This window comes from Microbispora sp. NPDC046973 (genome assembly GCF_040644495.1).
Taxonomy (GTDB): Bacteria; Actinomycetota; Actinomycetes; order Streptosporangiales; family Streptosporangiaceae; genus Microbispora.
The window spans coordinates 52,329-73,299 of sequence record NZ_JBEYWQ010000027.1 but is presented as its reverse complement, the minus strand read 5'-3'; the positions used below and the strand labels follow the sequence as shown (position 1 = coordinate 73,299).

The window sequence follows — 20,971 nt, the reverse complement described above, 5'->3', positions numbered from 1 at the left end:
TCAGACGCGGCCGCGCCAGGGGATGAGGCGGGTCTCCGCGGCACGCAGCAGGCCGTCGATCAGCAGTCCGGACAGGCCGATGGCGAGCAGCCCGAGCACCACGACGTCGGTCTGCAGGTAGCGCTGCGCGTCGCGGACCATCCCCCCGATGCCGGGCACGCCGTTGACGGTCTCCGCCGCGACGACCGAGGAGTACGCGACCCCGACGGCCAGCCGGACACCGGTGAAGATCTCCGGCAGCGCGCTGGGCAGCACCACGTCCTTGATCACGTCCCGTCGTGAGGCGCCCAGCGCCCGGGCCGCCTCCACGAGGCCGGTCGGCGCGCCGTGGACGGCCGCGGCGGTGGCCACGGCGACCGGCGGGAGCGCGGCGATGGCCAGCAGCCACAGCTTGGGCGTCTCGTCGATGCCGAACCAGATGATCAGCAGGCTGAAGTACGCCAGCGGAGGCAGGGCCCGTACGAAGGTCACGACCGGCTCGGCCACGAGGCGGATCCACGGCACGGCGCCCAGGACGACGCCGAGGACCAGCCCTGCCGCCACGCCGAGCGCCGAACCGATGAGGATGCGGCGCACGCTGATTCCCAGGTGCTCGACGAGCAGGTGACCGCCGTAGCCGCGAACGCCGTCGTGGGTGGTGGACAGCAGGACGAGCTGGTCCCACACGGCCCGGGGCGCGGGCACGAACGACGGGTTGCCGGCCGCGGCCGCCGCGAGCTGCCACAACGCGAGCAGTGCGAGCAGCGACAGCACTCGCACGCCGATCCGGCGGGCCCTGCGGCCCCGTCCGCCCGGCGTCGAGGCGGTACGCGTTGCTCCGGCGGGCGGCGGGCCGGCGGGCGCGGGCGCGCCGTCCGGCGGGAGAGGACGGGGGTCGGCGGAAAGTGATCTGGAGGGGGATGACGTCACAGTGGTCGCTCCGGGAGGAGGGCGCCGGGCCGCGCAACTCGGACGTGGGCACGGCGCGACAGCGGAAGGAGGACGGCCGGCGAAGGTGACCGCGCCGGCCGTGAGGCCGAGGTTCAGGAGCGACAGGCCGAGCCGTTCAGACGGCACAGGTCGACGTGCCGACGCCGGACCAACCACGATGCCAGATACACAGGTATTTCCTACCAAATTTATAGGTTGATGGCAATCAGACCGGCGACACTCCTCTCGGCTGCTGTCATACTGACATTTATGGTCTAATTTGTCAGAAATCATTCACCGAACTGGGAGCAGGCATGGGACTGACCGTCCTTCTGAGCTTCTTCGCCGGCGTCTTCGCGGCGAACGCGACGCCGCACTTCGTGAAGGGGATCACCAAGGAGGGGTTCCCCACACCGTTCGGCTACGGGCCGCTGGTCAACGTGGTCGCGGGCTGGGGGATGTACCTGATCGCGGCCGCGCTGACCGCGGCCGCCGACGTGGGCGCGCACCCTCTGCCCGCCGCCGTCGCGGGAGCGCTCGGTGTCCTGGTCATGGGCGTCTTCCACGCGCGCGTCGGCGCCTTCGGCAAGAAGCCGCCGACAGCCGAGTGACCGTCCCGTCGGGGACGGCACGTGGCCTTCTCGTCAGGAGTCGGTCGCCGTGGACGAGTTCGGCGGGACGGTCTTGGCCCACTCGGCCCACTCGGCGAGGGTCCGATAGAGGCGTACGCCGGCTTCGATGGCGATGCGCATGGATCGGGTCTGGGGACTGTCGCCGAACTCGCCGCGGTCCTTGGCCTTCGCGTACTCCTCGTAACGCGCCGCCGCCTCGGCGAAGAAGCGGGCTTCCTCGTCCAGGTGGCGGCGCAGGTCGTCGGGCTCCATGAGCCAGAAGAAGAACGAGCGCAGCAACGACTGCATGCGCAGCGTGTGGTCCACCTCGGTGTCGCGCAGCCAGGCGCGGACAGCCGCGAGCCCCGCCTCGGTGATGCGGTAGGCCTTGCGCCCTCGCGGACCCTCGCTCTCGACCTCGATCAGGCCCTCCTGGGCCAGCCGGTTCAGCTCGGCGTAGATCTTCGGATGCTGTGCGGGCCAGACGGAGCCGAGCACCTCCTGGAACCGTCGCGCCAGGTCGTATCCGCTGGCAGGGCCTTCCGCGAGCAGGCCGAGCAGCCCGTAGCGCAACGACATTGGCCCTCCTCCGGATCGACGCTCCCCATCTTGACATGTCCGTCGGACCATGTGCATCATCACACATGTCCCTGAGTACATGTACCTAAGACCATGTAAGGAGCGAGAGCATGGCGATCGAGAACAGGGCGGTTCTGGTCACGGGTGCCGCGGGCGGAATCGGCAGGGCGGCCGTGGAGGCACTCGTCGCGCGCGGCTACACGGTCTACGCCGCCGTGCGCGGCGAGGACGCGAGCCTGGGCCGGACGGCCGGGGTACGCGTGGTGACCATGGACGTCACCGACCCCGGTTCCGTCGCGTCCGCGGCCGAGCGGGTGCACGACGAGGTACGAGGCCGCGGGCTGCACGCCGTGGTCAACAACGCCGGGATCATCGTCCAGGGCCCACTGGAACTGGTTCCGCCCGACGACCTGCGCAAGCAGTTCGCGGTGAACACCCTCGGCCCGGCGTTCGTCACCCAGGCGTTCCTGCCCCTGCTGCGGGCGGGCCGGGGCCGTATCGTCAACGTGAGCGCCCCGACCGCGCACGTGGCCCTGCCGTTCATGGCGCCGATCTCGGCCAGCAAGGCCGCGCTCAAAGCGCTGACGGACGCCCTGCGCGTCGAGCTTGCCGCCTGGCGCATCCCGGTGATCTCCGTGGAGCCCGGGGCCACCGCCACCGCTATCTTCGACAAGGCCGACGCCGCCGCGCGCAAGGCACTGGCGGCCGCCGACCCGCACAGGGTCGCGCTGTACGACGACCACCTCGCACGTTTCGGCAAGGCGATCGCCGGCCAGAAGACCGGCCCGGCCGAGGCCGTCGCCGCCACGATCGCGACGGCCGTCGAGGCGCGCGACCCGAAGCGCCGCTACCCGGTCAGCGCGGACGTCCGCGTCTACGGCATGCTGGCGCACGCCCCGGCGGGGCTGCGCGAGCGGCTGGTCACCCGGGCGTTCGGGCTGCAGGGGATCCGCGCCGGCGACAGTGCGCGGTGACCGGCGCGGAGCGGAAGTCGGCGGCACGATGGCGAGCTGACGGAACGCGTATATCGTGTCAGCATGACGGATGCCGCCGAGGCCAAGCGCGACCACATCGTGGCCGCCGCGCTCGACGTGTTCGGCAGGTACGGCTACCGCCGCACCTCCATGGACCTGATCGCGCGCGCGGCGCGCATGTCACGTCCGGCCGTCTATCTGCACTTCAAGGGTAAGGAAGACGTCTTCAGGGCGGTCGCGCGCAGGTTCGCCGACGACATCGTCGCCGCGGCAGAGGCCGCGCGGCGCTCCGGCCGGCCGATCGCCGACCGCCTCTACGACATCCTGGCCATCAAGATCGAGTTCTTCGCCGGCGCGGTCGAGGCGGAGTACCGGGCGGAGCTGTTCGCCGAGGCCGAAGTGATCGTCGAGGACGTGATGTCCTCGTTCGAGTCGGCCTACCTGTCGGTCGTCGAGGCCACGCTCGGCGACGCGGCCGAGGAACTCGACCTGCTCGACGTGGCCCTTTCCGCCGCCGACGCCGCCGCCGTGCTGGTGGACGCGCTGTCGGGAATAGTGCGGGAGAAGGCGGAGCCGGCCGTCCTGCGAAAGCGCCTGCGTCAGCTCGTGGAGCTCGCGGTCAGGGGCCTGACCAGCAGGCCGGCCGCCGTTCTCCACGCCTGACGGCCGGCGCGGCCGTCCGACGCTCATGAGATCGCGAGCGGGCCGCGACCGCCGTCATGCGCCCTCGCCCAAGGCGTTCGCGCGAGCGATCCTCGCCTCCTCGCCCACCAGGTAATGCACGGCCGTGCCCGGCAGAGTGGGCAGCTCGGCCCAGTGGGTGATCGGGTCGTCACAGCGCTGCGGGTCGTCACCGTCCTGCGGGTCGTCACGGTCCCGGCCATAGGGCGGGCGGACGACACCGTCGGAGTCGACGAAGCAGTCGCGGTACTCACGCCCGTCCTCACCGAAGTGCCGGGTGGTGAAGTACATCGGCCTCACCAGCCAGAATTCCTGCCCGGCGTACGGATCGCTCTCGTCCGCGTCGCCGGACGCGAAACGGCCCGTGATCGCGGCGGCCACGGGTATTCCTTCCTCCGGAAGCCTCTCCCGTGAGTCCACCCACTCCACCTGTGCGCGCATGTCCATGCCGGCTCCGTTCTCTTGTCAGGTGCGGTCATCCTCGCAGTCCTGCCCTTGCCCCGTCCGCTCGGCGCCGGCGAGCGGAACGCGCAGCCCTGCCGGGGTGAATCGAAGAACGGTCGCCGCATACTGCCGCGGTCGCGCTCGCCATGCGTGATACGCCAGAACTCGCGCGTGCGGCGCAGTGCACATCAGGTTCTCAGCCCTGAACGCGTCGGTCGTACTCCATCTGATGCCTTTGGATCTCGTCCGCGTTGGAAACCGTCCAGTCGTACAACCGGCCGAACGGCTCGCGCAGCGATTCGCCGAGCGGCGTGAGCGAGTACTCGACCCCCACCGGCGAGGTGGGGAGCACGCGGCGCGCGATCATCCCGTTGCGCTCCAGGCGGCGCAGGGTCTGGGTCAGGACGCGCTGGGTGACGCCCTCAAGACGGCGCTTGATCTCGTTGAACCGCCTGGGTTCGTCGAGGACCGCCATCACCATCATCGACCACTTGTCGGCGATCTGGTCGAGGATGGGGCGGCTGGGGCAGTCGGCCCGGAAGACGACGTCCGCTGAGGTGCCGGCTTCGGGAATGGCCATATCGGTATCCTTCACGATCCCTGAGATGCCGAAAGTGCGTTATTGACGGCTGATCGCCCACCGCTGCACCGTAAGTATGCATCGGGAACCTAGGTGCACACCAGATACGGATCGGGGATCTCCATGAACGACGCCTACACGACCCTGCGGGTGAGCCGCGAAGCCGGCATCGCCCGCGTCACCCTCGACAATCCGCCCGTCAACGTCTTGGACGTCGCCCTGATGGGCGACCTCCGGCGCCTGCTGACCGCGCTGCGGGACGACGACTCGGTCCGGGTCGTCGTGTTCGACAGTGCCAACCCTGAGTTCTTCATCGCCCACGTCGACATGTCGCTTGGTGACACACCGGACGCGCTCGACACGTTCGCGCAGGACCTCCCGGACGGTGTCAACGTTTTCCAGGCCTTGGGGGAACTGCTACGCCACCAGCCCCAGGTGACCGTCGTCAAGCTCGCCGGGATCGCGCGCGGCGGCGGGGCGGAGTTCGTCGCCGCCGCGGACATGACGTTCGCAGCGATCGGCCGTGCCGGGATCGGCCAGATCGAAGGCCTCATGGGCATCGTGCCCGGCGGAGGGGGCACGCAGTATCTCGCCACCAGGGCCGGCCGCAACCGCGCTCTGGAGGCGGTGCTGAGTGCCGACCTGTACGACGCCGAGACCGCGGAGCGCTACGGCTGGGTCAACCGGGCCGTCCCCGCCGACGAGCTCGACGACGTCGTCGACCGGCTCGCCCGCAACATCGCCGCCTTGCCCGAGGGCGTGATAGCGGCGGCCAAGCACGCCATCCCGCCGGAGAACCTGGCCGAGGGGCTCCAGCGGGAGAACGACGCCTGGGTGGGACAGATCATTCGCCCCGCGGCCACGGAGCTGATCCGCGACGGACTGGCCCACGGCGCCCAGACCCCCGACGGCGAGCGCGATCTGGAGGGTCTCCTCCGGCGACTGGCCGGTTAGGACATCGCGCCGTGGACGGCCTTCAGGAGGCGGGCGGGCAGTCCAGGGTGATGCCCGTTCCAGGGGTGACCGGGCCGTAGTAGCGCACCCTCGAACACGGGACGACGTTGCCGGTCACCGCGACGTCGGTGATCGGGCCCGCCGCGTCGGCCCGTACGGCCAGCCAGTCCCGGACACCGCAGCTCGTCACCTGGTTTCCGGTGATCTCCACGCCGCGCAGGGGCCCGCCGGCGACCGATTTGACGTAGATGCCGCCCTCGCAGCCGTCCACCGTGTTGCCCGCGATCCGCACGTCGGTGGCGTTCACCGTGGCGATGCCGTCCCAGCGGGTGTTGCGTACGGTGTTGTTCTCGATGCGTACGCCGGAGTGCGGGCGGTCCGGGTCGGTGGTGTGCGACCCGGTGAACTGGCCCCATCCGGCCTGGGAGCCGGAGGCGTCGCAGATGTTGCCGGTCAGCAGGATGTCGCGGCACGGGGTCAGGTCGCCGGTGCCGCCCCAGGTGTTGCCCTCCGCGGGAAGGTCCAGCTGGACGGCCTCGCCGTGCCACAGCCCCTGGCCCGGATCGGCGATCCAGCCCTTGAGCGCGCAGTCGCGCACGGTGCCGCGGCGCACCGCGTTCAGCTCGATGCCGTGCCACCACTTGACGTTCCACATGGTCACGCCCTGGATGAGCACGTCGCTGGAGTGAATGATCGTGATGCCGTTCATGGCCGGCGCCTGGTCCAGGCTGCCGCGCTGGACGAAGTCCCACACCGGGTCCCAGCTGCCGCCGGTGATGGCGATGTTGCCCGCCCCGGCGTAGCCGCCGGTCGCGGCGCCGACGGCGTTGAGGACCATGGTGCGTTTGACGCCCTCGGCCGGGAATCGGGCCACGATCCTGGCGTCGGTCGCGTCCAGGTGCGTGTTTCCGTACACGATCAGCGGCCTGGTCAGCAGGTAGGTGGCCTTGGGGACCTTGGCGACGTACCGACCGGCGGCGTCCCTGGCGCCCTTGCCGTCCCTGGCCTGGTCGAGCAGCGCCTGGATGGCCGAGCCGCTCACGTAGTCGGGCAGGGCGGCGGACCACGTCCGGGCACCCGAGGCCAGCAGGCCCGCCGCTCCGGCAAGGAAGGCCCGTCGTCCGATCATCGTGGAGTCCTTCCCAGCAGCGCCGCCGCGGCGGCGAGGAGGAGAGCGAAGCACGCCGGGCCGATCGCCTGGGCCGGCTCGTGCCGGACGGCCCCGATCACGGCGTCGACCGCCTGGACGGCCGCGTTGAGTGCGAGGACCAGGGCCAGCGGACGCCAGGCGCGCAGGGCCGCGCACAGCAGCAGGGCGCCGAGGAGCACGACGCCGCGTGCGGACATGTAGGCCGCGAACACGCGGGCCGCCGCGTCGTCCCCGCCTGCCACGAGGGCGCCGGGGGTCAGGACGCCGCCCACGGCGAAGTAGCCGGAGGCGGCGGCCGTCGCCACCGCCACCACGGACGCGAACACGCGGACGGACGCGTTGGGCGCCGGGTGATTCGCTTGACTGGTCATTCGGTCTTGCCTTCCTGCTCACGAAGCTCGGCCAGGCCGCGGCGGAGCGGGTGGACCCCGAACCTTCCGGCGGACTCGCCCCGGCTGGGCACGGCGTCCTGCGCGCCGCCCCGGCCGAGGTCGCCCTCACGCACGGCCTGCGATACGACCGCTAGAGATCCCACATCTGGCCGTAGCTGTCGTTGCAGGTCCACTGGATCAGCTCTGCTCCGTTGGCCGAGGTGCTGTTGGGGAGCGCCGCGCACTTCCCGCTGCCGCTGTTGACGAAGGTCTCGTCGCGCCGGAGCCACTGCTGGCTCTCGTGCCCGTTGCAGGTCCACTGGATCAAGCGCGCGCCGTTGCTGGTGCTCCCGTTGGCAACGGCCAGGCACAGGCCGCTGTGGTCGTTCACGACCTCCACGGTGTAGGAGTGGATCCTGCCCACCCGCAGATGCCAGAACTGGCCGGGGCTGCTGGTCAGACAGTCCCACTGGATCACGGCCGCCCCGTTCGCCGTGCTGGAGTTCCCGATGGCCATGCATTTGCCGGTCGCCCAGCTTGCGATCTGACCGGGGGCCAGGGCGGCCTGTGCGGGAGCCGCCGTCACAGTCAAGGTCATTCCTGTCGCTGCGGCCGCGAGCCACTTGGCGGTTCTCATGCGCATTGCCTCTTCATGTTCGCTGACTTTCTGACAATCTAAGCATAAATTGTCATCAAGTCGCATCCGTCGCCCACGACACCCGCGAAGGGCGAGGTAGGGTCGTCCCGTGCCTGACGCGATCTTCGCCCACCCCCGCCTGGCCGCCGTCTACGACGCCTTCGACGGAGACCGCGACGATCTCGACGCCTATCTCGGCATCGCCGGCGAACTGAGCGCGGGCCGGGTGCTCGACGTCGGCTGCGGAACGGGAAGCCTGGCGATCCTGCTCGCGGACAGCGGACGCACGGTCATGGGCGTCGATCCCGCCGAGGCGTCTTTGAGGATCGCCAGATCGAAGGACAGGACCGGAAGGATCACCTGGGTCCACGGCGACGCCACCGGGATCCCGGCGTTCGGCGCCGATCTCGCGGTGATGACGGGGAACGTGGCGCAGGTCTTCCTCACCGACGACGACTGGACGCGGACGCTCCGGGGCATCCACGGCGCGCTCCGCTCGCGAGGCCATCTCGTGTTCGAGACCAGGCGTCCCGAACGCCGGGCGTGGGAGGAGTGGGCGTCGCACAGCGGTCCGCTCGTCCTCGACCTCCCGGAGGCCGGAAGCGTGGAGCGGCGTCTCGAGGTCACCGATGTGAGCCTGCCGTTGGTGTCCTTCCGCTACACGTACACCTTCCTCGCGGACGGCGCGGTCGTCACGTCGGACTCGACCCTCCGGTTCCGCGACCGTGACGAGGTGGAAGCGAGCCTGGCCGCGAACGGTTACCGCGTGCTGGACGTGCGGGACGCACCCGACCGCCCGGGCCGCGAGTTCGTGTTCGTCGCGCAGCGCACGACGTGAAGCACCGCGGATCCCGCCGATAAAGGGCTCGGTCGCCGGAGTCATGACCGGAATTCGTCATATATGCCGGTTCCGATCGCTGCCGAATGGCGTGCGGGAGAATGCCGGTCGACTCTGCGGCGATGCGCACGACCGCGATTCAGACGGTCCGGAGGACCGGAAACGGCCGTTCTTTTCCCGAAGCGGCATACCGCGGATCACTCATTTCGCCGGGCACACCCGAAGAGGATCCTGGCGAAGCTCGCTGCTCACGGGTGCCTGTCATCGGCAAGGAGTGGCCGAATGTGGCCATCCGGGAACTTGCCGTAAGTGGCCTATTTACAGCTATTCGTCGGTCAGTCACCATATGACCGTGGCCACACCCCCTCGTTGATCAGCGGTTGACGCTGGAAATATCACCGAGGTCCTCAATCAATGGGATTTGGTATCCGCCCGCGCGCCGACACGTGAGGAGAGGGCGTCCCGGATGGCGCAATCGTAGAAATTCCGAATGGGCGGCGGTCCCCGATTCCTCATGGCATAACGCCATACCAGAAGGAATGACACCGTGAGAATGACGCGAAGATTACGGGCCGCCGTGTGCGCGGCGGTGGCCGGCGCGATGCTGGTGGCAGGGGTGGGGACGGCGTCCGCCGCGCCCGGGGTCACCCCGGCGGACGTGACGCTGGACCTGGCCCCCGGTCAATCGACGACGATCGCCAAGACCGTGTCCACCCCGGCGATCCCTCCCAAGCCGGATATCACGTTTTTGATCGACACGACAGGGAGCATGGGCGGGGTCATCTCGAACGTGCGGACCAACGCGAACACCATCTTGTCCAACGTCGCCTCGGCGCAGCCGGACGCGCAGTTCGCCGTCGTCGAGTACCGGGACGTGGCGGTGGACGCGACGTCGTTCCGGGTGGCGCAGAACCTCACCGCCAACCAGACCGACGTCACCGACGGTCTCAACTCGCTGACCGCGACGGGCGGCGGCGACTTGCCCGAGGACGGCATCAACGGCCTGTTCCGGGTCGCGTCCGGGGCGGTCGGCTTCCGGCCGAACAGCACCCGTATCGTTTTGCTGATCGGGGACGCCCCCAGCCATGACCCCAGCAACGGCCACACGCTGGCCGATACGATCAGCGCCCTGCAGGCGGCCGACATCACCGTGCTCGCGTTCGACCTGGCCGGGCTGAACGTCGGTGGGCAGGCGACCGCGATCACCGACGCCACGGGTGGGCAGCTGTTCTCCGGCCTCAACCCCTCCGAGGTCAGCGACACCATCCTCGCGGCCCTGCACAACCTGCCGGTCACGGTCACCCACCAGCTGCGCGACTGCGACCCGAACCTGTCGGTGTCCCTGACCCCCGCCAGCAGGACGGTGACCAGCGGCGACGACGCCACCTTCACCGAGGTCGTCACCGTCGGCGCCGGAGCCAAACCGGGAAGCACCCTCACCTGCACGGTGGACTTCCTGCTCAACGGCGTCCTGTCCCCGGGCTTCACTGAAACGATCACCGAACACGTCCCCAAGGCGACCCCGTCGATCGCCACGACGCCGTCGGGCTCGGTGCCCGCGGGCGGGAACGTGTCCGACACGGCGACCCTGTCCGGCGGGTACCACCCGACGGGCACCGTCACGTTCCAGCTGTTCGGGCCGGGTGACACCGGCTGTGCGACGCCCATCGCGACGCGTACCGGGACGGTGTCGGGCAGCGGCACCGCCGCATCCGGCAACGTGACCATCGGCGCGGCCGGCATCTACCGGTGGACCGCCACCTACAGCGGCGACGACAGCAACAACTCCGTCACCTCACCGTGCGGCGCCGAACAGGTCACCGTCACACCGCAGCGGCTGACCGGACGGGCCTACGGCCTGACCGCCAATGCCACCCTGGCAGGCGTCCAACTGGTCGACATCGCACGCACCCCCGACACCGGTCCCGTCTCCACCACCTCGACCGGTGCCACCTCGGTGCCCTGCGTCGCCACCCTCAGCGGGCTGATCAGCGCGCACGCCCTGTGCGCCCAGGTCGCCACCACCGAATTCCCCGGCAGATCCGTGGCCACCGCCTCCATCGACGACACCACCGTCGGGATCACCGGCATCCCCGTGATCACCGTGAAGACCGTCAAATCCAGCTCCACCACCACCTGCGCCGGATCCACCGGAACCACCACGATCGCCTCCCTGAAGGTCGGCAGCACGGTGGTCATCGCAGAACCCACCGACGTCCGGCCCAACACCATGGTCAACGTCGGCGTCGTCAAGCTCGTCCTGAACGAGCAAACGTCGTTCACCACCCCCGACAAGGGCCTGACGGTCAACGCCGTCCACATCACCGTCGACGCCCTCGGCCTGGCCAAGACCAACGTCGTGCTGGCCTCCGCGGAAAGCGACATCGGCAACTGCCCGTGACCCCACCTGAACCGATGACCCCCAAGGCCGGGCGGACACCGTAGTCCGCCCGGCCTCGGCCGGCTTCGGGCGCCCATGCGCACGAGCACGTGAGCCTTCGTCGGCAGGCTCTCAGTGGCCGCCGGCGTCGGTGAGGAGGCGGCGGGCCTGACGGACGACGGCCTCGTCGACGAAGCGGCCGTCGGCGAGCGCCACCGCGCCCTGGTCGGCGGCCGAGACGACCTCCAGGGCGGCCACGATCTCCTCCCTGGTCGGGCGGTAGGCCGCCGCGATCACCGGAAGCTGGATGGGGTGGATGGCCGCCCGGCCGCGAAAGCCCATGGCCCGGCCCGCCGCGCAGGAGGCGGCCAGGCCGTCGAGGTCGCGCACGTTCGTGTACACGGACTGGGCCGGGGCCGGCAGCCCCGCCGCCCGGGCCGCGACCACGATGCGGGAACGCGCCCAGGCCAGGCCCGCCTCGTCGGTCACGCCGAGGTCGGCGCGCAGATCGGCCTCGCCCAGCCCGATCCCGGCGACGGCCGGTGAGGCGGTGGCGATCTCGAAGGCGCGCTCCAGCCCGAGGGCCGACTCGATGATCAGGCGCAGCGGCACGCCCGGCACCGCGTCGGCGATCCAGCGCACCTCGTCGGCCGACTCCACCTTGGGGATGCGCAGGCCGCCGCCGCCGTGCAGCAGCGTTGCGAGCGCGTGCAGGTCGGCCTGGCCGTACGGCGTGCGGACGTCGTTGACGCGGACCTCCACCCGCGGCTGCGGCGTGGCCAGCAGGGCGACGACCGCGGCCCGGGCGACGCCCTTGCTCTCGGGGGCGACCGCGTCCTCCAGGTCCACGATCACCATGTCGGCCTCGCCGCCGAGGGCCTTGCCGATCCGGTCCGGGCGGTCGGCGGGCACGTACAACCACGTCAGGGGGGCGGCAGGGTGCCCGGATGAAGGCCTGGAAGAAGGCACGGCGTCACCTCCTCGCGAATCCTCCGTGCCCCTTTCCGGGTGATCGCCGCTCATGCCCGATCACGATGTGACATGTCACACCACTCCCTTGGCCCGCAGGGCGTCGATCTGCGCGCCGGTCAGGCCGAGGCCGTGCAGGATCTCGTCGGTGTCGGCGCCGTGCGGACGGCCGGTCCACCGGATCCGTCCCGGGGTCTGCGACAGCCGGAACATCACGTTCTGCATCCGCAGCGGGCCCAGCTCGGGGTCCTCCACGGTGGTCACCGCGTCGAGCGCCGCCAGCTGCGGGTCGGCCAGCACGTCGCGCACGTCGTAGACCGGCGCCACCGCGGCCTCCGCCTCCTCGAACGCCCGCAGCACCTCCTCCCGCGTCCGCTCGCCGACCCAGGCCGCCACGGCCGCGTCGAGCTCGTCGGCGTGCGCCACCCGGCCCGCGCCGGTGGCGAACCACGGCTCGTCCACCAGCTCGGGCCGCCCGACCAGGCGCATCACCCGTTCTGCGATGCTCTGCGCCGAGGTGGAGACCGCGACCCAGGAGCCGTCGCGGCACCGGTAGGTGTTGCGCGGCGCGTTGTTGACCGAGCGGTTGCCGGTGCGCGGGGGCACGAGGCCGAGGCGGTCGTAGATGGTCGGCTGGGCGCCGAGCACGGTCAGGATCGGCTCGATGATCGACAGGTCGACGACCTGCCCGCGCCCCGACCGCAGGGCCGTCATCACGGCGAACGCGGTGGCCAGCGCGCAGATACCGTCCGCCAGCCCGAACGGCGGCAGCGTGGGCGGCCCGTCCGGCTCCCCCGTCATCGCGGCGAAGCCGCTCATCGCCTCGGCGAGGGTGCCGAACCCGGGCCGCCTCGCGTACGGGCCGAACTGGCCGAACCCGGTCACCCGGGCGAGCACCAGGTCGGGGTTGACCTCGCTGAGCCGGTCCCAGGACAGGTTCCAGCGCTCCAGCGTGCCGGGGCGGAAGTTCTCGATGAGCACGTCGGCGTCCTCGACCAGCCGGACCATGAGGTCCTGGCCCTCCGTGGTGGACAGGTCGAGCGTCATCGTCCGCTTGTTGCGGCCGAGCATCTTCCACCACAGCCCCTCGGGCCCGTGCCCGCGCGACGGGTCGGGCCTGCGCGGGTGCTCCACCTTGACGACGTCGGCGCCGTAGTCGCCGAGCAGCATCGCCGCGGTCGGCCCGGCGAACAGCGTCGCGGCGTCGATCACCCGTACGCCGTCGAGCGGCCCGCTCCGCCCGCCCTCCATCGTCACAGTCCCTCCAGAAGACGGTCGATCTCGTTGCGGTGCGGCATGGAGGTGCTGGCGCCCTCCCGCTGCACCGACAGCGCCGCCGCGGCCGAGGCGAAGCGCAGCGCCCGCGCCGGGCCGGCCCCCTCGGTCCTGGCCACGGCCAGTGCCCCCACGAAGGTGTCCCCCGCCGCCGTGGTGTCCACCGCCCGCACCGGTACGGCGGCCTCACGCAGTCGGGTGCCGTCGCGCGAGCCGTACAGGGCGCCCAAGGCGCCCAGGGTGACGACGGCCTCGGGGACAAGGTCGAGCAGCGCTTCCAGCGCGTCGCGGGGGTCGTCGCGGCCGGTGAGGGCCGCCGCCTCGTGCTCGTTGGGCACGATGAGGCCGACGGCCTCCAGCAGTTCGGCGGGCAGCGGCACCGCCGGGGCCGGGGTCAGGATCACCTCGGCACGGGACGCCACAGCACGGGGAACGTGAGCCGCGGCGACCACGGCGTCCATCGGCAGCTCCAGTTGCAGCAGCAGCGCGTCGGACCGGCCGATGACCTCCGCGTCCCGTCCGGCGGGTCCGGTGACCGCGCCGTTCGCGCCGGGCACCACGATGATCGAGTTGTCGCCGCCGTCCTGCACGACGATGTGGGCGACGCCCGAGGAGCCGGGCACGACCCGCAGCCCGGTCGTGTCCACGCCCGCCTCGGCGAGCGCGGCGCGCAGGCCCGGCCCGAACGCGTCGTCCCCCACGGCCCCGAGGAAGGCCACCTGCGCCCCCGCGCGGGCCGCGGCGATCGCCTGGTTGGCCCCCTTGCCGCCGGGAATCGTGCGGAACTCCCGGCCCGTGATGGTCTCCCCCGGCTTGGGAGCCTGGGCGACGTACGCCACCAGGTCCATGTTGGCGCTGCCGAACACCGAGATCACCGTCGGTCCCCCTCGGAAAGCACGAGCGTGCGGGCGGCGAGCGACTCGATGGAGACGCCGTCGAAGCCGGGCAGGCTGCTGGCCAGCCGGTCCCGGGTGGTCCACCGCTCGGGGACGCCGCCCGCCAGCGCGCCGGCGATCGACCCGGCCGTGGCGGCGGCCGAGTCGGTGTCCCAGCCTCCGGCCACGGCCGCGCCGACGGTGGCCGCGAAGTCCCCGGCGCCGTGGACGAGGGCCGCCGCCAGCAGCGCCGCGTTGTTGACCGTGTGCACCCAGTGGAGGTGCCCGTGCCGCGCGTACAGCCGGTCCGCGACCCGCTCGAAGTCCGGCTCGGCCGCGGCGTCCGCGACGGCCTGCCGTACGGCCTCGGCCAGGCGCGAGCCGGGCGGCACGACCGACAGCCCGGCCTCGACGACCTCGCCCACGTTCCCGGCGACGAGCGCCTGCGCGCACATGGCAGCGGCGAACATCGCGCCGTAGATCCCGTTGGCCGTGTGGCTGAGCCGGGCGTCCCGCCACGCCCATTCCGCGGCCGTCGCCGGGTCGCCCGGATTGGCCCAGCCGTACACGTCGGCCCTGATCAGCGCGCCGATCCACTCGCGGAACGGGTTGCGGTGGACGGCGGTCGCGGGGGGTTCGAGACCCGTGAGCAGGTTGCGGTAGGCCGCCCGCTCGGCGGTGAAGACCCGCCCGGCGGGCAGCGCGTCGAGCCAGGTCCGCGCCACGTCCTCGGTCGTGAAGTCCCGGCCGTGCCGTTCGAGCACGTCGAGCGCGAGCAGCGCGTAGTTGAGGTCGTCGTCCTCGGGCACGCCGTCGATGTTCTCGGCGAGGCTGGTGGCCGCGCTGCGGCGGTTCCACGGCCACCGCTCCGCGATCTCCGGCGGCAGCCCCTTCGCGGTGAACCAGCCGCGGATCGGCCAGTTGCCGGTCGCCTCGGCGATGGCCCTGATCCCCTCGCGAGGGATCTTCTCCACCGGCTTGCCCAGGAGGCAGCCGGCCGCCCGGCCCCACCACGCGCCGCGTACGCGGCCGGGCTCCGCATGGATTCGCGGGCGGGCGGCGGGCCAGTCCGGGCAGCTCGCGACGATCTCGTCGAGCTCCGAGGGCTCGGGCAGCGGCGAGGGGATCGCCGCGAGCTCGTCGAGCAGCTCCCCGGCCAGGGCGCGCAGCTCTTCGGGGGCGGGCCCCGGGGAGGCGCCCGCCCGGGGCGGCGCGTCGTGTCCCCCGGCGGCGTGCCAGCGCTCGCCGATCGCCGTCACCTCCGGGAGCGCCCCCCGTCCGTCCTCGGCCGCCTGCCGCAGCTCGTGGCCGACCAGGTCCTCCGGCTGCACCCATGTCAGGCGGATCATCGCCCGTCCCCCTGCCCTCGGGGCGCGAGCAGGGCGTCGAAGGCGGCCTCGTGCGCACGGCGGCGCTCCCGGTCGGCCCGGTGGACCCGCCGCGCCACCGCCGCGAGCGCCAGCCCCGGCCCGACCAGGTCCGTACGGCTGGCCGTCGCCACCTGCTCCAGCCAGTCGGCGGGGACGGCGGCCCGCCCGCCGAGCGCCCCGGCGACGGCGCCGCCCATCGAGGCGATCGAGTCGGCGTCACGCCCGTAGTTGACGCCGCCGAGCACGGTCTCGCGGTAGTCGCCCTTGGCCATCACCAGGAACGCCAGCGCGAGCGGCAGCTCCTCGATGCTGTGCACCCGGCTCGGCCGCCGCGCCCCGAGACCCTGGTCGCGGTAGGTGTCGGCCACCGTGTCGTACGGCCGGATCGCCGCCCGCAGGGCCTCGAACGAGCCCTCCCAGTGGCCGAGGCCCCGGGCTACCGAGCACACCGCGTCGATGGCGGCCCGGGTGCCGTCGCGAGCGAGCCGCAGGCAGGTCGCGACGACCGAGTCGGGCGTCGCCCCCGGCCGCATCGCCTCGGCGACCGCCGCCGCGAGCACCCCCGCCGCCTCGCGGCCGTAGCTCGACTGGTGCGCCCCGGCCAGGTCGATCGCCTCGGCGTACGCGCCGTCGGGGTCGCCGGCGTTGACGACGCCGACCGGGGCCATGTACATCGCGGCGCCGCAGTTGACGATGTTGCCGACACCGGCCTCGCGGGGGTCGGCGTGGCCGTAGTGCAGCCGCAGCACGAGCCACTTCTCGGCGAGGAACACCCGGTGGAGCGGCAGCGCCTCGGCCTCCAGCTCGGGGATCCACCGCTTCTCCCCCATCATCTCGGGGACCAGATGCTCGGCGGCGGCGTAGGCGTCGAGGTGGCCGCCGGCCCGCTCGTACACCCGGATGAGGGCGTGCGTCATCAACGTGTCGTCGGTGACGTGGCCGTCTCCCTTGTGGTAGGGCGCGATCGGGCGGGCGTTGCGCCAGTCCTCGTTGAAGGGCGGGACGACGCCGCGGACACGCCCTCCGTAGCGCTCCTGGATCTGCTCGGGCGTCCATCCCTCGGTGGCTCCGCCGAGCGCGTCGCCCACCGCGGCGCCCGCCACACATCCGACCGCCTTGTCGGCCAGCACATCGACCGGCGGGTCCTCCTGCGGCGTCATCCAGTCCTCCCCCTTGTCCGTACGCGTGACGTCGGTCTCCACGCCTGATGCGACGGCTCTCACGCGAGTCGCCCGGCGATGTCCAGCAGGTCGGTTCCCGCGAGCTCGGGCAGGCAGCAACCGGCCAGGGTGCGGACCCGTTCGCGCCAGGCGGCGGGCAGCGCGTCGTGCCCCGCGGCGCAGCCGAGCAGCGCGCCCGTGAGCGCGGGCGCGGAGTCGGCGACCGGCGCGAGGCACGCGGCCGCCGAGACGCCCGCGCCGAACTCCTCCCCACCGGGCGTCCCTCCGGTGGAGGAGACGGCGGCGTCCGCGAGGGCCAGCGCGATCGGCACCGTCTGCGCGGCGGCCACACCGTAGCTGTAGACGTGGTCGAGCACGGCGGCGTCCAGCGCCGGCACGGCGGCGAAGGGCGATCCGGCCGCGCGCGCCGCCGTGAGCGCCTCGCGCGCCGCGTGCCCGATGGCCGTGTCCGGCGGCAGCGCGCCGAGCGCCGCCTCCACCGCGTCGGCCATCGCGGCGCCGTCCGTCAGCGCCGCCACCGCACGGGCCATCGCGACCGCGCCGAGCACGCCGTCCTCCGCGTTGGTGACGCACGCGTCCTCCAGCGGGTCGAGCCCGGCCGCGCCGAAGGCGACGGCCCGCACGGCCGCGGCGTCGTCGAAGTGGTGGGGGTTGTCGTGCCCGCTGGCGGGCGGGCGCCTGCCCGCCGCCAGGTTGTCGAGCGCCGCCCACACCGAGATGCGCGCCCGGACGTCGTCGCGGCCCGCGAGGCGGCCGAACGCCTCCGCCCGGTCCTCCCGGATGGTCAGAGCCGTCCAGGCCAGCCACTCGGCGTCGTCGGACGGGCCGGCCGCCAGCGGCGCCACCGGCTGGTTCAGCGCGAACGGCACCGGCAGCGTGGTGACCTGGTGCTCCTCGGCGAACGCGTCGAGTTCCCGGTGCAGCCGCCTGCTCCAGCCCGCCAGCAGCGTGGACCGGTGCCGGGCCGCAGGCCACCCGGCGGCGTCGCCCGCGGCGAGACCGGTGAAGGCCCCCCGCACGCGGTCTCGCCTGTCGTGCCCGTCCCGCCTGTCCCCCGATGGCATGTGGTCCTACATTCCTTTCACGATCTCGTCGGCGACGTCGCGGACGTCCCGTCCGGCGACCACCGGCAGGCACCGGCCCGCCACCGGGCCGACGCGCTCGGCCCAGCGCGCGGGCACCGCCGCCTCGCCCCGGCCCGCCCCCGCGAGAGCCCCGGCGACGGCGGCGGTGGTGTCGGCGTCCCTGCCGAGGTTGGCCGCCGTGACGACCGACGCCTCGACCTCCCCGCCGCCCGCCATGTAGGCGGCGAACGCGAGGGCGACCGCCTCAGGCGCCAGGTCCGTCCACGGGTAGTGCTTGACCACGACCGTGTCGTGGAGCGCACGCCCCAGGTGGGGACGGGGCGTGCGGGCGGCGACGTCGAGCGCGGCGCGCAGGTTGCGGGCCGTCCAGGAGTCCTCCGGGACCGCCCGCAGGGCCGCCCCCGCCACCTCGCCGGGCGGGGCGCCGGTCATCGCGACCGCGACCGCCGCGGCCACCGCCCGGCCGCCGAGTATCCCCTCGCCGGTGTGGCTCACCCGCCCGTCCGCCTCCGCCAGCCGCGCCGCCTCGTCCGGGTCGCCCGCCGCGAAGATCCCGTACGGCGCTGCCCGCATGGCCAGGCCGTCGGACCAGCCGTGGGCGTGCCATCGGCCGGTCAGCGGCGGCTCCAGGCCGCGGCGCAGGGCCTCGACGGTGCCGAGCTCGGAGAACCCGGCACCGCGCATCGGCCCGTCGAGCCGCGCCACAATCTCCTCGCGCCAGGCCCGCGCCACGTCCTCCGAGGTGAGCGCGTGGCCGTGGCGCAGGAGCACGGTGGCGGCGAAGATCGTGTACTCGGTGTCGTCGGTGCCGCCGCGCTCGATCTCGGTGAGCACGCCCCACCGGGCGGCGATCTCCTCAGGGGTGAGGTTCTCCGCGGGGGCGCCCAGGGCGTCGCCGGCGGCGAGGCCGAGCAGGCAGCCCCGGGCGCGGTCGCGTACGGAGATCAACGGGTGTACCGCTCCAGCACCTTGTTCCCCTCCTCGACGAGCCGCTTGGCCAGCTCGTCCAGGCTGATCTTGTCGGCGAAGTACTCCTGCATCGCCGGCGTGGCCACCTTGCTCTTCCACTCGTCGAACCCGTTCACCTTGAGGAACGGCGCGACGACGAGGTCCTTCGCCGAGGCGGTGGCGACGTCCCACCCGTTCTCCTTCGTGGTGAGCGCGGGGTCCTTCGCGGCGGTCGTGCTGGTGGGCAGCAGCCAGTCACCCTTGGCCAGTTTCGCCTGGTTCGGGCCGTTCAGGAAGTAGGCGATGAACTTCAGTGCCTCGTCGGGGTGCTTGCTGTCGGCCGCGACCGACAGCGTCTGGGAGACCGCGCCCTGCTGGGAGGTCTGTCCCTTCAACGGGGGCAGCGTGACCCAGTCGAATCCGCTCGGCGCCTGCTCGGCGACCTGCTGGCGCAGGTAAACCCCGGCCGGAACGATCGCGTACTTGCCGGCGAAGAAGCCCGGCAGCGGGTCGGCGGTGCCCATGCCGAGCGCGGACGGGTCGGCCGACTTGTCGGTGTAGAGCTGGTCGTGGATGCGCTGGAGCACCTCGCGCTCCTGCGGCCCGACCTTCACCGTCGTCTTGCCGTTCTGCGTGTCGAAGAAGGTGCCGCCGAAGTTGAGCGCCAGGTTCAGCACCTTGTTGACCGGCGACTTCATCGGCCAGGCCACGCCGTACGCGCCCTTCTTGGTGAGCTTCTTCGCCACGTCGGCGAACTCGTCCCACGTCCAGGGGGAGTCCGGGGTGGGCACGCGGACGCCGGCGTCGTCGAGCAGCTTCTTGTTGGCGATGAGCACCTGCGACTCCTGCAGGAACGGCACGCCGTACACGCCCTGGCCGCTCTTGCCGTCGGAGAAGGTGACCGTGTCCCACGCGGCCTGCGGGATGTCGCCCTTGAGCTCGGCGGGGACCTTGCCGGTGAGGTCGAGCAGGAAGCCCCGGGAGGCGAAGCTCGACAGCGCCGGAGAGTCGTCGTGGATGACGTCCGGCGGGTCGCCCGCCTCGAACGACGTCACGAGCTGGTCGTTGACGTTGTCCCAGCTCCCCTGGACGTACTCGACCTGGATCTTCGGGTTGGCCTTGTTCCAGTCGGCGACGATCTGCTTGTTGGCCTCGATCGACTCCTTCTGCCAGGCCAGGCTGAGGAAGCGCAGCTTCACCGCCTCCCCGTTCTGCCCGGACGCGGCACCACCGCCGCCGCCGTCGCCGCTCCCGCATCCCGCGGCGAGCGCGACCGCCGCCACAGCCAGCGCGGCACTCAATCTCTTCATTGAGACCTCCTAACAAAGGTCGCCATGCGGATCAGCCCTTGACGGCCCCGGCCATGAGGCCGGACCGCAGGCGCCGCTGGATGATCGCGAAGAAGACGAGGCTCGGCACGGTCGCGAGCAGCGACGCCGCCGCCAGAGGGCCGAGCCGGGCGACCCCCTCCGGGCCGACGAAGCGCACCAGCGTCAGCGGGAGGGTCTCCACCTCGGGATCCTTGAGGATCACGAGGGCGAACATGAACTCGTTCCAGGACGAGATGAAGCTGAACAGCAGCGTCGCGACCACGCCGGGCGCGAGCAGCGGGGCGACGACGGCGGCCAGCGCGCGCAGCCGCCCCGCGCCGTCCACGGCCGCCGCCTCCTCCAGCTCGCGCGGCACCGCCCGCACGTATCCGCGCAGCATCCACAGCGCGAACGGCAGGACGAACGTGACGTGCACGACCGTGAGCCCCGCGAGGGTGTTCACCAATTCCAGCCGCCGCAGCACCATGAACAGCGGGATGATGATCAGGACGACCGGGAAGACCTGGCTGACCAGCACCCAGCCGATCGCGATCTTCCCGGCCACGCCGCGGAAGCGGGCCAGCGCGTACGCCGCGGGCAGCGCGAGCGCCACCGTGATCAGGGCGGTGGCGACCGCGACGACGAGGCTGCGCAGCCCGGCGCCGACCAGGTCCTGCTCCGCGAAGGCGTCGGCGAAGTTGGCCAGCGTGGGTCTGCGCGGGATCCACGTGGGGTCGAGGGCGGCCATCTCCTGCGGCGTCTTCAGCGCCGTGGACAGCAGCCACAGCAGCGGGAACGCCAGGAACACGACGTATCCCAGCAGGGCGAGGTACTTCAGCGCGCGGGTCAT

24 protein-coding genes are annotated in these 20,971 nt (G+C 72.1%); 6 read left to right on the top strand and 18 right to left on the bottom strand.

The features are described 5' to 3' along the window. Positions 1-759, bottom strand: coding sequence for an ABC transporter permease (locus ABZ860_RS34355; protein WP_357228407.1), 759 nt, complete (start codon positions 757-759; stop codon positions 1-3). A gap of 263 nt (positions 760-1,022) precedes the next feature. Further along, positions 1,023-1,100, bottom strand: coding sequence for a putative leader peptide (locus ABZ860_RS34350; RefSeq protein WP_357228454.1), 78 nt, complete (start codon positions 1,098-1,100; stop codon positions 1,023-1,025). Between the two features lie 123 nt (positions 1,101-1,223). On the opposite strand from ABZ860_RS34350, the gene ABZ860_RS34345 reads away from it, so the two are divergent. Further along, positions 1,224-1,520 carry a hypothetical protein gene (locus tag ABZ860_RS34345; protein WP_357228404.1) on the top strand — a complete coding sequence of 99 codons (297 nt, stop codon included), beginning with the start codon at positions 1,224-1,226 and terminating at the stop codon, positions 1,518-1,520. A gap of 33 nt (positions 1,521-1,553) precedes the next feature. On the opposite strand, the gene ABZ860_RS34340 is transcribed toward ABZ860_RS34345, so the two are convergent. Beyond that, positions 1,554-2,099 (bottom strand): PadR family transcriptional regulator, encoded by a 546-nt coding sequence (locus tag ABZ860_RS34340; protein ID WP_357228401.1) that lies wholly within the window; start codon positions 2,097-2,099, stop codon positions 1,554-1,556. 110 nt (positions 2,100-2,209) lie between these two features. On the opposite strand from ABZ860_RS34340, the gene ABZ860_RS34335 reads away from it, so the two are divergent. Continuing rightward, complete coding sequence (locus ABZ860_RS34335; RefSeq protein WP_357228399.1) at positions 2,210-3,073, top strand: SDR family NAD(P)-dependent oxidoreductase; 864 nt, start codon at positions 2,210-2,212, stop codon at positions 3,071-3,073. A 63-nt stretch (positions 3,074-3,136) separates the two neighbouring features. After that, positions 3,137-3,736 (top strand): helix-turn-helix domain-containing protein, encoded by a 600-nt coding sequence (locus ABZ860_RS34330; protein WP_357228396.1) that lies wholly within the window; start codon positions 3,137-3,139, stop codon positions 3,734-3,736. A gap of 54 nt (positions 3,737-3,790) precedes the next feature. Here the strand turns inward: ABZ860_RS34330 and ABZ860_RS34325 are convergent, their stop codons facing one another. Beyond that, complete coding sequence (locus tag ABZ860_RS34325) at positions 3,791-4,201, bottom strand: AQJ64_40280 family protein (protein WP_357228394.1); 411 nt, start codon at positions 4,199-4,201, stop codon at positions 3,791-3,793. 193 nt (positions 4,202-4,394) lie between these two features. Continuing rightward, positions 4,395-4,778, bottom strand: a complete 384-nt coding sequence (locus tag ABZ860_RS34320) for a helix-turn-helix domain-containing protein (protein ID WP_357228391.1) — start codon at positions 4,776-4,778, stop codon at positions 4,395-4,397. Between the two features lie 123 nt (positions 4,779-4,901). Between ABZ860_RS34320 and ABZ860_RS34315 the strand changes: the two genes are divergently transcribed. Next, positions 4,902-5,732, top strand: coding sequence for an enoyl-CoA hydratase/isomerase family protein (locus tag ABZ860_RS34315; RefSeq protein ID WP_357228388.1), 831 nt, complete (start codon positions 4,902-4,904; stop codon positions 5,730-5,732). A 22-nt stretch (positions 5,733-5,754) separates the two neighbouring features. On the opposite strand, the gene ABZ860_RS34310 is transcribed toward ABZ860_RS34315, so the two are convergent. Genes ABZ860_RS34310 through ABZ860_RS34295 form a run of 4 tightly spaced genes read right to left on the bottom strand, consistent with a single transcriptional unit; the run spans position 5,755 to position 7,839 of the window. Next, positions 5,755-6,861: a right-handed parallel beta-helix repeat-containing protein gene (locus ABZ860_RS34310; protein WP_357228385.1), complete on the bottom strand. Its 1,107-nt coding sequence runs from the start codon at positions 6,859-6,861 to the stop codon at positions 5,755-5,757. Further along, a complete protein-coding gene (locus tag ABZ860_RS34305) occupies positions 6,858-7,253 on the bottom strand; it encodes a hypothetical protein (RefSeq protein WP_357228382.1) in 396 nt (131 codons plus the stop codon). The genes ABZ860_RS34310 and ABZ860_RS34305 overlap by 4 nt, the downstream gene beginning before the upstream one ends. Beyond that, positions 7,250-7,387: a hypothetical protein gene (locus tag ABZ860_RS34300; protein WP_357228379.1), complete on the bottom strand. Its 138-nt coding sequence runs from the start codon at positions 7,385-7,387 to the stop codon at positions 7,250-7,252. Before ABZ860_RS34300 ends, ABZ860_RS34305 begins: the two co-directional genes overlap by 4 nt. 17 nt (positions 7,388-7,404) lie before the next feature. Next, positions 7,405-7,839: an RICIN domain-containing protein gene (locus tag ABZ860_RS34295; RefSeq protein WP_357228452.1), complete on the bottom strand. Its 435-nt coding sequence runs from the start codon at positions 7,837-7,839 to the stop codon at positions 7,405-7,407. 160 nt (positions 7,840-7,999) lie between these two features. Here ABZ860_RS34295 and ABZ860_RS34290 point away from each other — a divergent pair, with 160 nt between their 5' ends. Beyond that, positions 8,000-8,728 (top strand): class I SAM-dependent methyltransferase, encoded by a 729-nt coding sequence (locus ABZ860_RS34290; protein ID WP_357228377.1) that lies wholly within the window; start codon positions 8,000-8,002, stop codon positions 8,726-8,728. Positions 8,729-9,281: 553 nt separating this feature from the next. Then, positions 9,282-11,129, top strand: a complete 1,848-nt coding sequence (locus ABZ860_RS34285; protein ID WP_357228374.1) for a vWA domain-containing protein — start codon at positions 9,282-9,284, stop codon at positions 11,127-11,129. Positions 11,130-11,240: 111 nt separating this feature from the next. On the opposite strand, the gene ABZ860_RS34280 is transcribed toward ABZ860_RS34285, so the two are convergent. From ABZ860_RS34280 to ABZ860_RS34240, 9 genes are all read right to left on the bottom strand, one after another. Further along, the gene (locus ABZ860_RS34280; RefSeq protein ID WP_357228372.1) at positions 11,241-12,077 is read right to left on the bottom strand and encodes a CoA ester lyase; all 837 of its coding nucleotides are present in this window, start codon (positions 12,075-12,077) and stop codon (positions 11,241-11,243) included. 75 nt (positions 12,078-12,152) lie between these two features. Then, positions 12,153-13,328, bottom strand: coding sequence for a CoA transferase (locus ABZ860_RS34275; RefSeq protein WP_357228449.1), 1,176 nt, complete (start codon positions 13,326-13,328; stop codon positions 12,153-12,155). A gap of 2 nt (positions 13,329-13,330) precedes the next feature. Further along, positions 13,331-14,227 (bottom strand): ribokinase, encoded by an 897-nt coding sequence (locus ABZ860_RS34270; RefSeq protein WP_357228369.1) that lies wholly within the window; start codon positions 14,225-14,227, stop codon positions 13,331-13,333. Next, entirely contained in the window at positions 14,224-15,576 is a 1,353-nt protein-coding gene (locus ABZ860_RS34265) for an ADP-ribosylglycohydrolase family protein (RefSeq protein ID WP_357228366.1), read from the bottom strand. Before ABZ860_RS34265 ends, ABZ860_RS34270 begins: the two co-directional genes overlap by 4 nt. Then, positions 15,573-16,820, bottom strand: coding sequence for an ADP-ribosylglycohydrolase family protein (locus tag ABZ860_RS34260; RefSeq protein WP_357228363.1), 1,248 nt, complete (start codon positions 16,818-16,820; stop codon positions 15,573-15,575). Before ABZ860_RS34260 ends, ABZ860_RS34265 begins: the two co-directional genes overlap by 4 nt. Then, positions 16,817-17,842, bottom strand: a complete 1,026-nt coding sequence (locus tag ABZ860_RS34255; RefSeq protein ID WP_357228360.1) for an ADP-ribosylglycohydrolase family protein — start codon at positions 17,840-17,842, stop codon at positions 16,817-16,819. Before ABZ860_RS34255 ends, ABZ860_RS34260 begins: the two co-directional genes overlap by 4 nt. A 6-nt stretch (positions 17,843-17,848) precedes the next feature. Next, complete coding sequence (locus ABZ860_RS34250; RefSeq protein ID WP_357228357.1) at positions 17,849-18,811, bottom strand: ADP-ribosylglycohydrolase family protein; 963 nt, start codon at positions 18,809-18,811, stop codon at positions 17,849-17,851. Next, a complete protein-coding gene (locus tag ABZ860_RS34245) occupies positions 18,808-20,121 on the bottom strand; it encodes a sugar ABC transporter substrate-binding protein (protein ID WP_357228354.1) in 1,314 nt (437 codons plus the stop codon). Before ABZ860_RS34245 ends, ABZ860_RS34250 begins: the two co-directional genes overlap by 4 nt. A gap of 31 nt (positions 20,122-20,152) precedes the next feature. Continuing rightward, positions 20,153-20,971: a carbohydrate ABC transporter permease gene (locus ABZ860_RS34240; protein ID WP_357228353.1), complete on the bottom strand. Its 819-nt coding sequence runs from the start codon at positions 20,969-20,971 to the stop codon at positions 20,153-20,155.

What these genes read in the sequence shown, in the direction of transcription:
- ABZ860_RS34325 (WP_357228394.1), bottom strand. Translation starts at nt 4,201, where the DNA reads ATGGACATGCGCGCACAGGTGGAGTGGGTGGACTCACGGGAGAGGCTT.
- ABZ860_RS34315 (WP_357228388.1), top strand. Translation starts at nt 4,902, where the DNA reads ATGAACGACGCCTACACGACCCTGCGGGTGAGCCGCGAAGCCGGCATC.
- ABZ860_RS34275 (WP_357228449.1), bottom strand. Translation starts at nt 13,328, where the DNA reads ATGGAGGGCGGGCGGAGCGGGCCGCTCGACGGCGTACGGGTGATCGAC.
- ABZ860_RS34265 (WP_357228366.1), bottom strand. Translation starts at nt 15,576, where the DNA reads ATGATCCGCCTGACATGGGTGCAGCCGGAGGACCTGGTCGGCCACGAG.
- ABZ860_RS34255 (WP_357228360.1), bottom strand. Translation starts at nt 17,842, where the DNA reads ATGCCATCGGGGGACAGGCGGGACGGGCACGACAGGCGAGACCGCGTG.
- ABZ860_RS34340 (WP_357228401.1), bottom strand. Translation starts at nt 2,099, where the DNA reads ATGTCGTTGCGCTACGGGCTGCTCGGCCTGCTCGCGGAAGGCCCTGCC.
- ABZ860_RS34310 (WP_357228385.1), bottom strand. Translation starts at nt 6,861, where the DNA reads ATGATCGGACGACGGGCCTTCCTTGCCGGAGCGGCGGGCCTGCTGGCC.
- ABZ860_RS34240 (WP_357228353.1), bottom strand. Translation starts at nt 20,971, where the DNA reads ATGACCCGCGCGCTGAAGTACCTCGCCCTGCTGGGATACGTCGTGTTC.
- ABZ860_RS34245 (WP_357228354.1), bottom strand. Translation starts at nt 20,121, where the DNA reads ATGAAGAGATTGAGTGCCGCGCTGGCTGTGGCGGCGGTCGCGCTCGCC.
- ABZ860_RS34285 (WP_357228374.1), top strand. Translation starts at nt 9,282, where the DNA reads ATGACGCGAAGATTACGGGCCGCCGTGTGCGCGGCGGTGGCCGGCGCG.
- ABZ860_RS34305 (WP_357228382.1), bottom strand. Translation starts at nt 7,253, where the DNA reads ATGACCAGTCAAGCGAATCACCCGGCGCCCAACGCGTCCGTCCGCGTG.
- ABZ860_RS34320 (WP_357228391.1), bottom strand. Translation starts at nt 4,778, where the DNA reads ATGGCCATTCCCGAAGCCGGCACCTCAGCGGACGTCGTCTTCCGGGCC.
- ABZ860_RS34330 (WP_357228396.1), top strand. Translation starts at nt 3,137, where the DNA reads ATGACGGATGCCGCCGAGGCCAAGCGCGACCACATCGTGGCCGCCGCG.
- ABZ860_RS34335 (WP_357228399.1), top strand. Translation starts at nt 2,210, where the DNA reads ATGGCGATCGAGAACAGGGCGGTTCTGGTCACGGGTGCCGCGGGCGGA.
- ABZ860_RS34345 (WP_357228404.1), top strand. Translation starts at nt 1,224, where the DNA reads ATGGGACTGACCGTCCTTCTGAGCTTCTTCGCCGGCGTCTTCGCGGCG.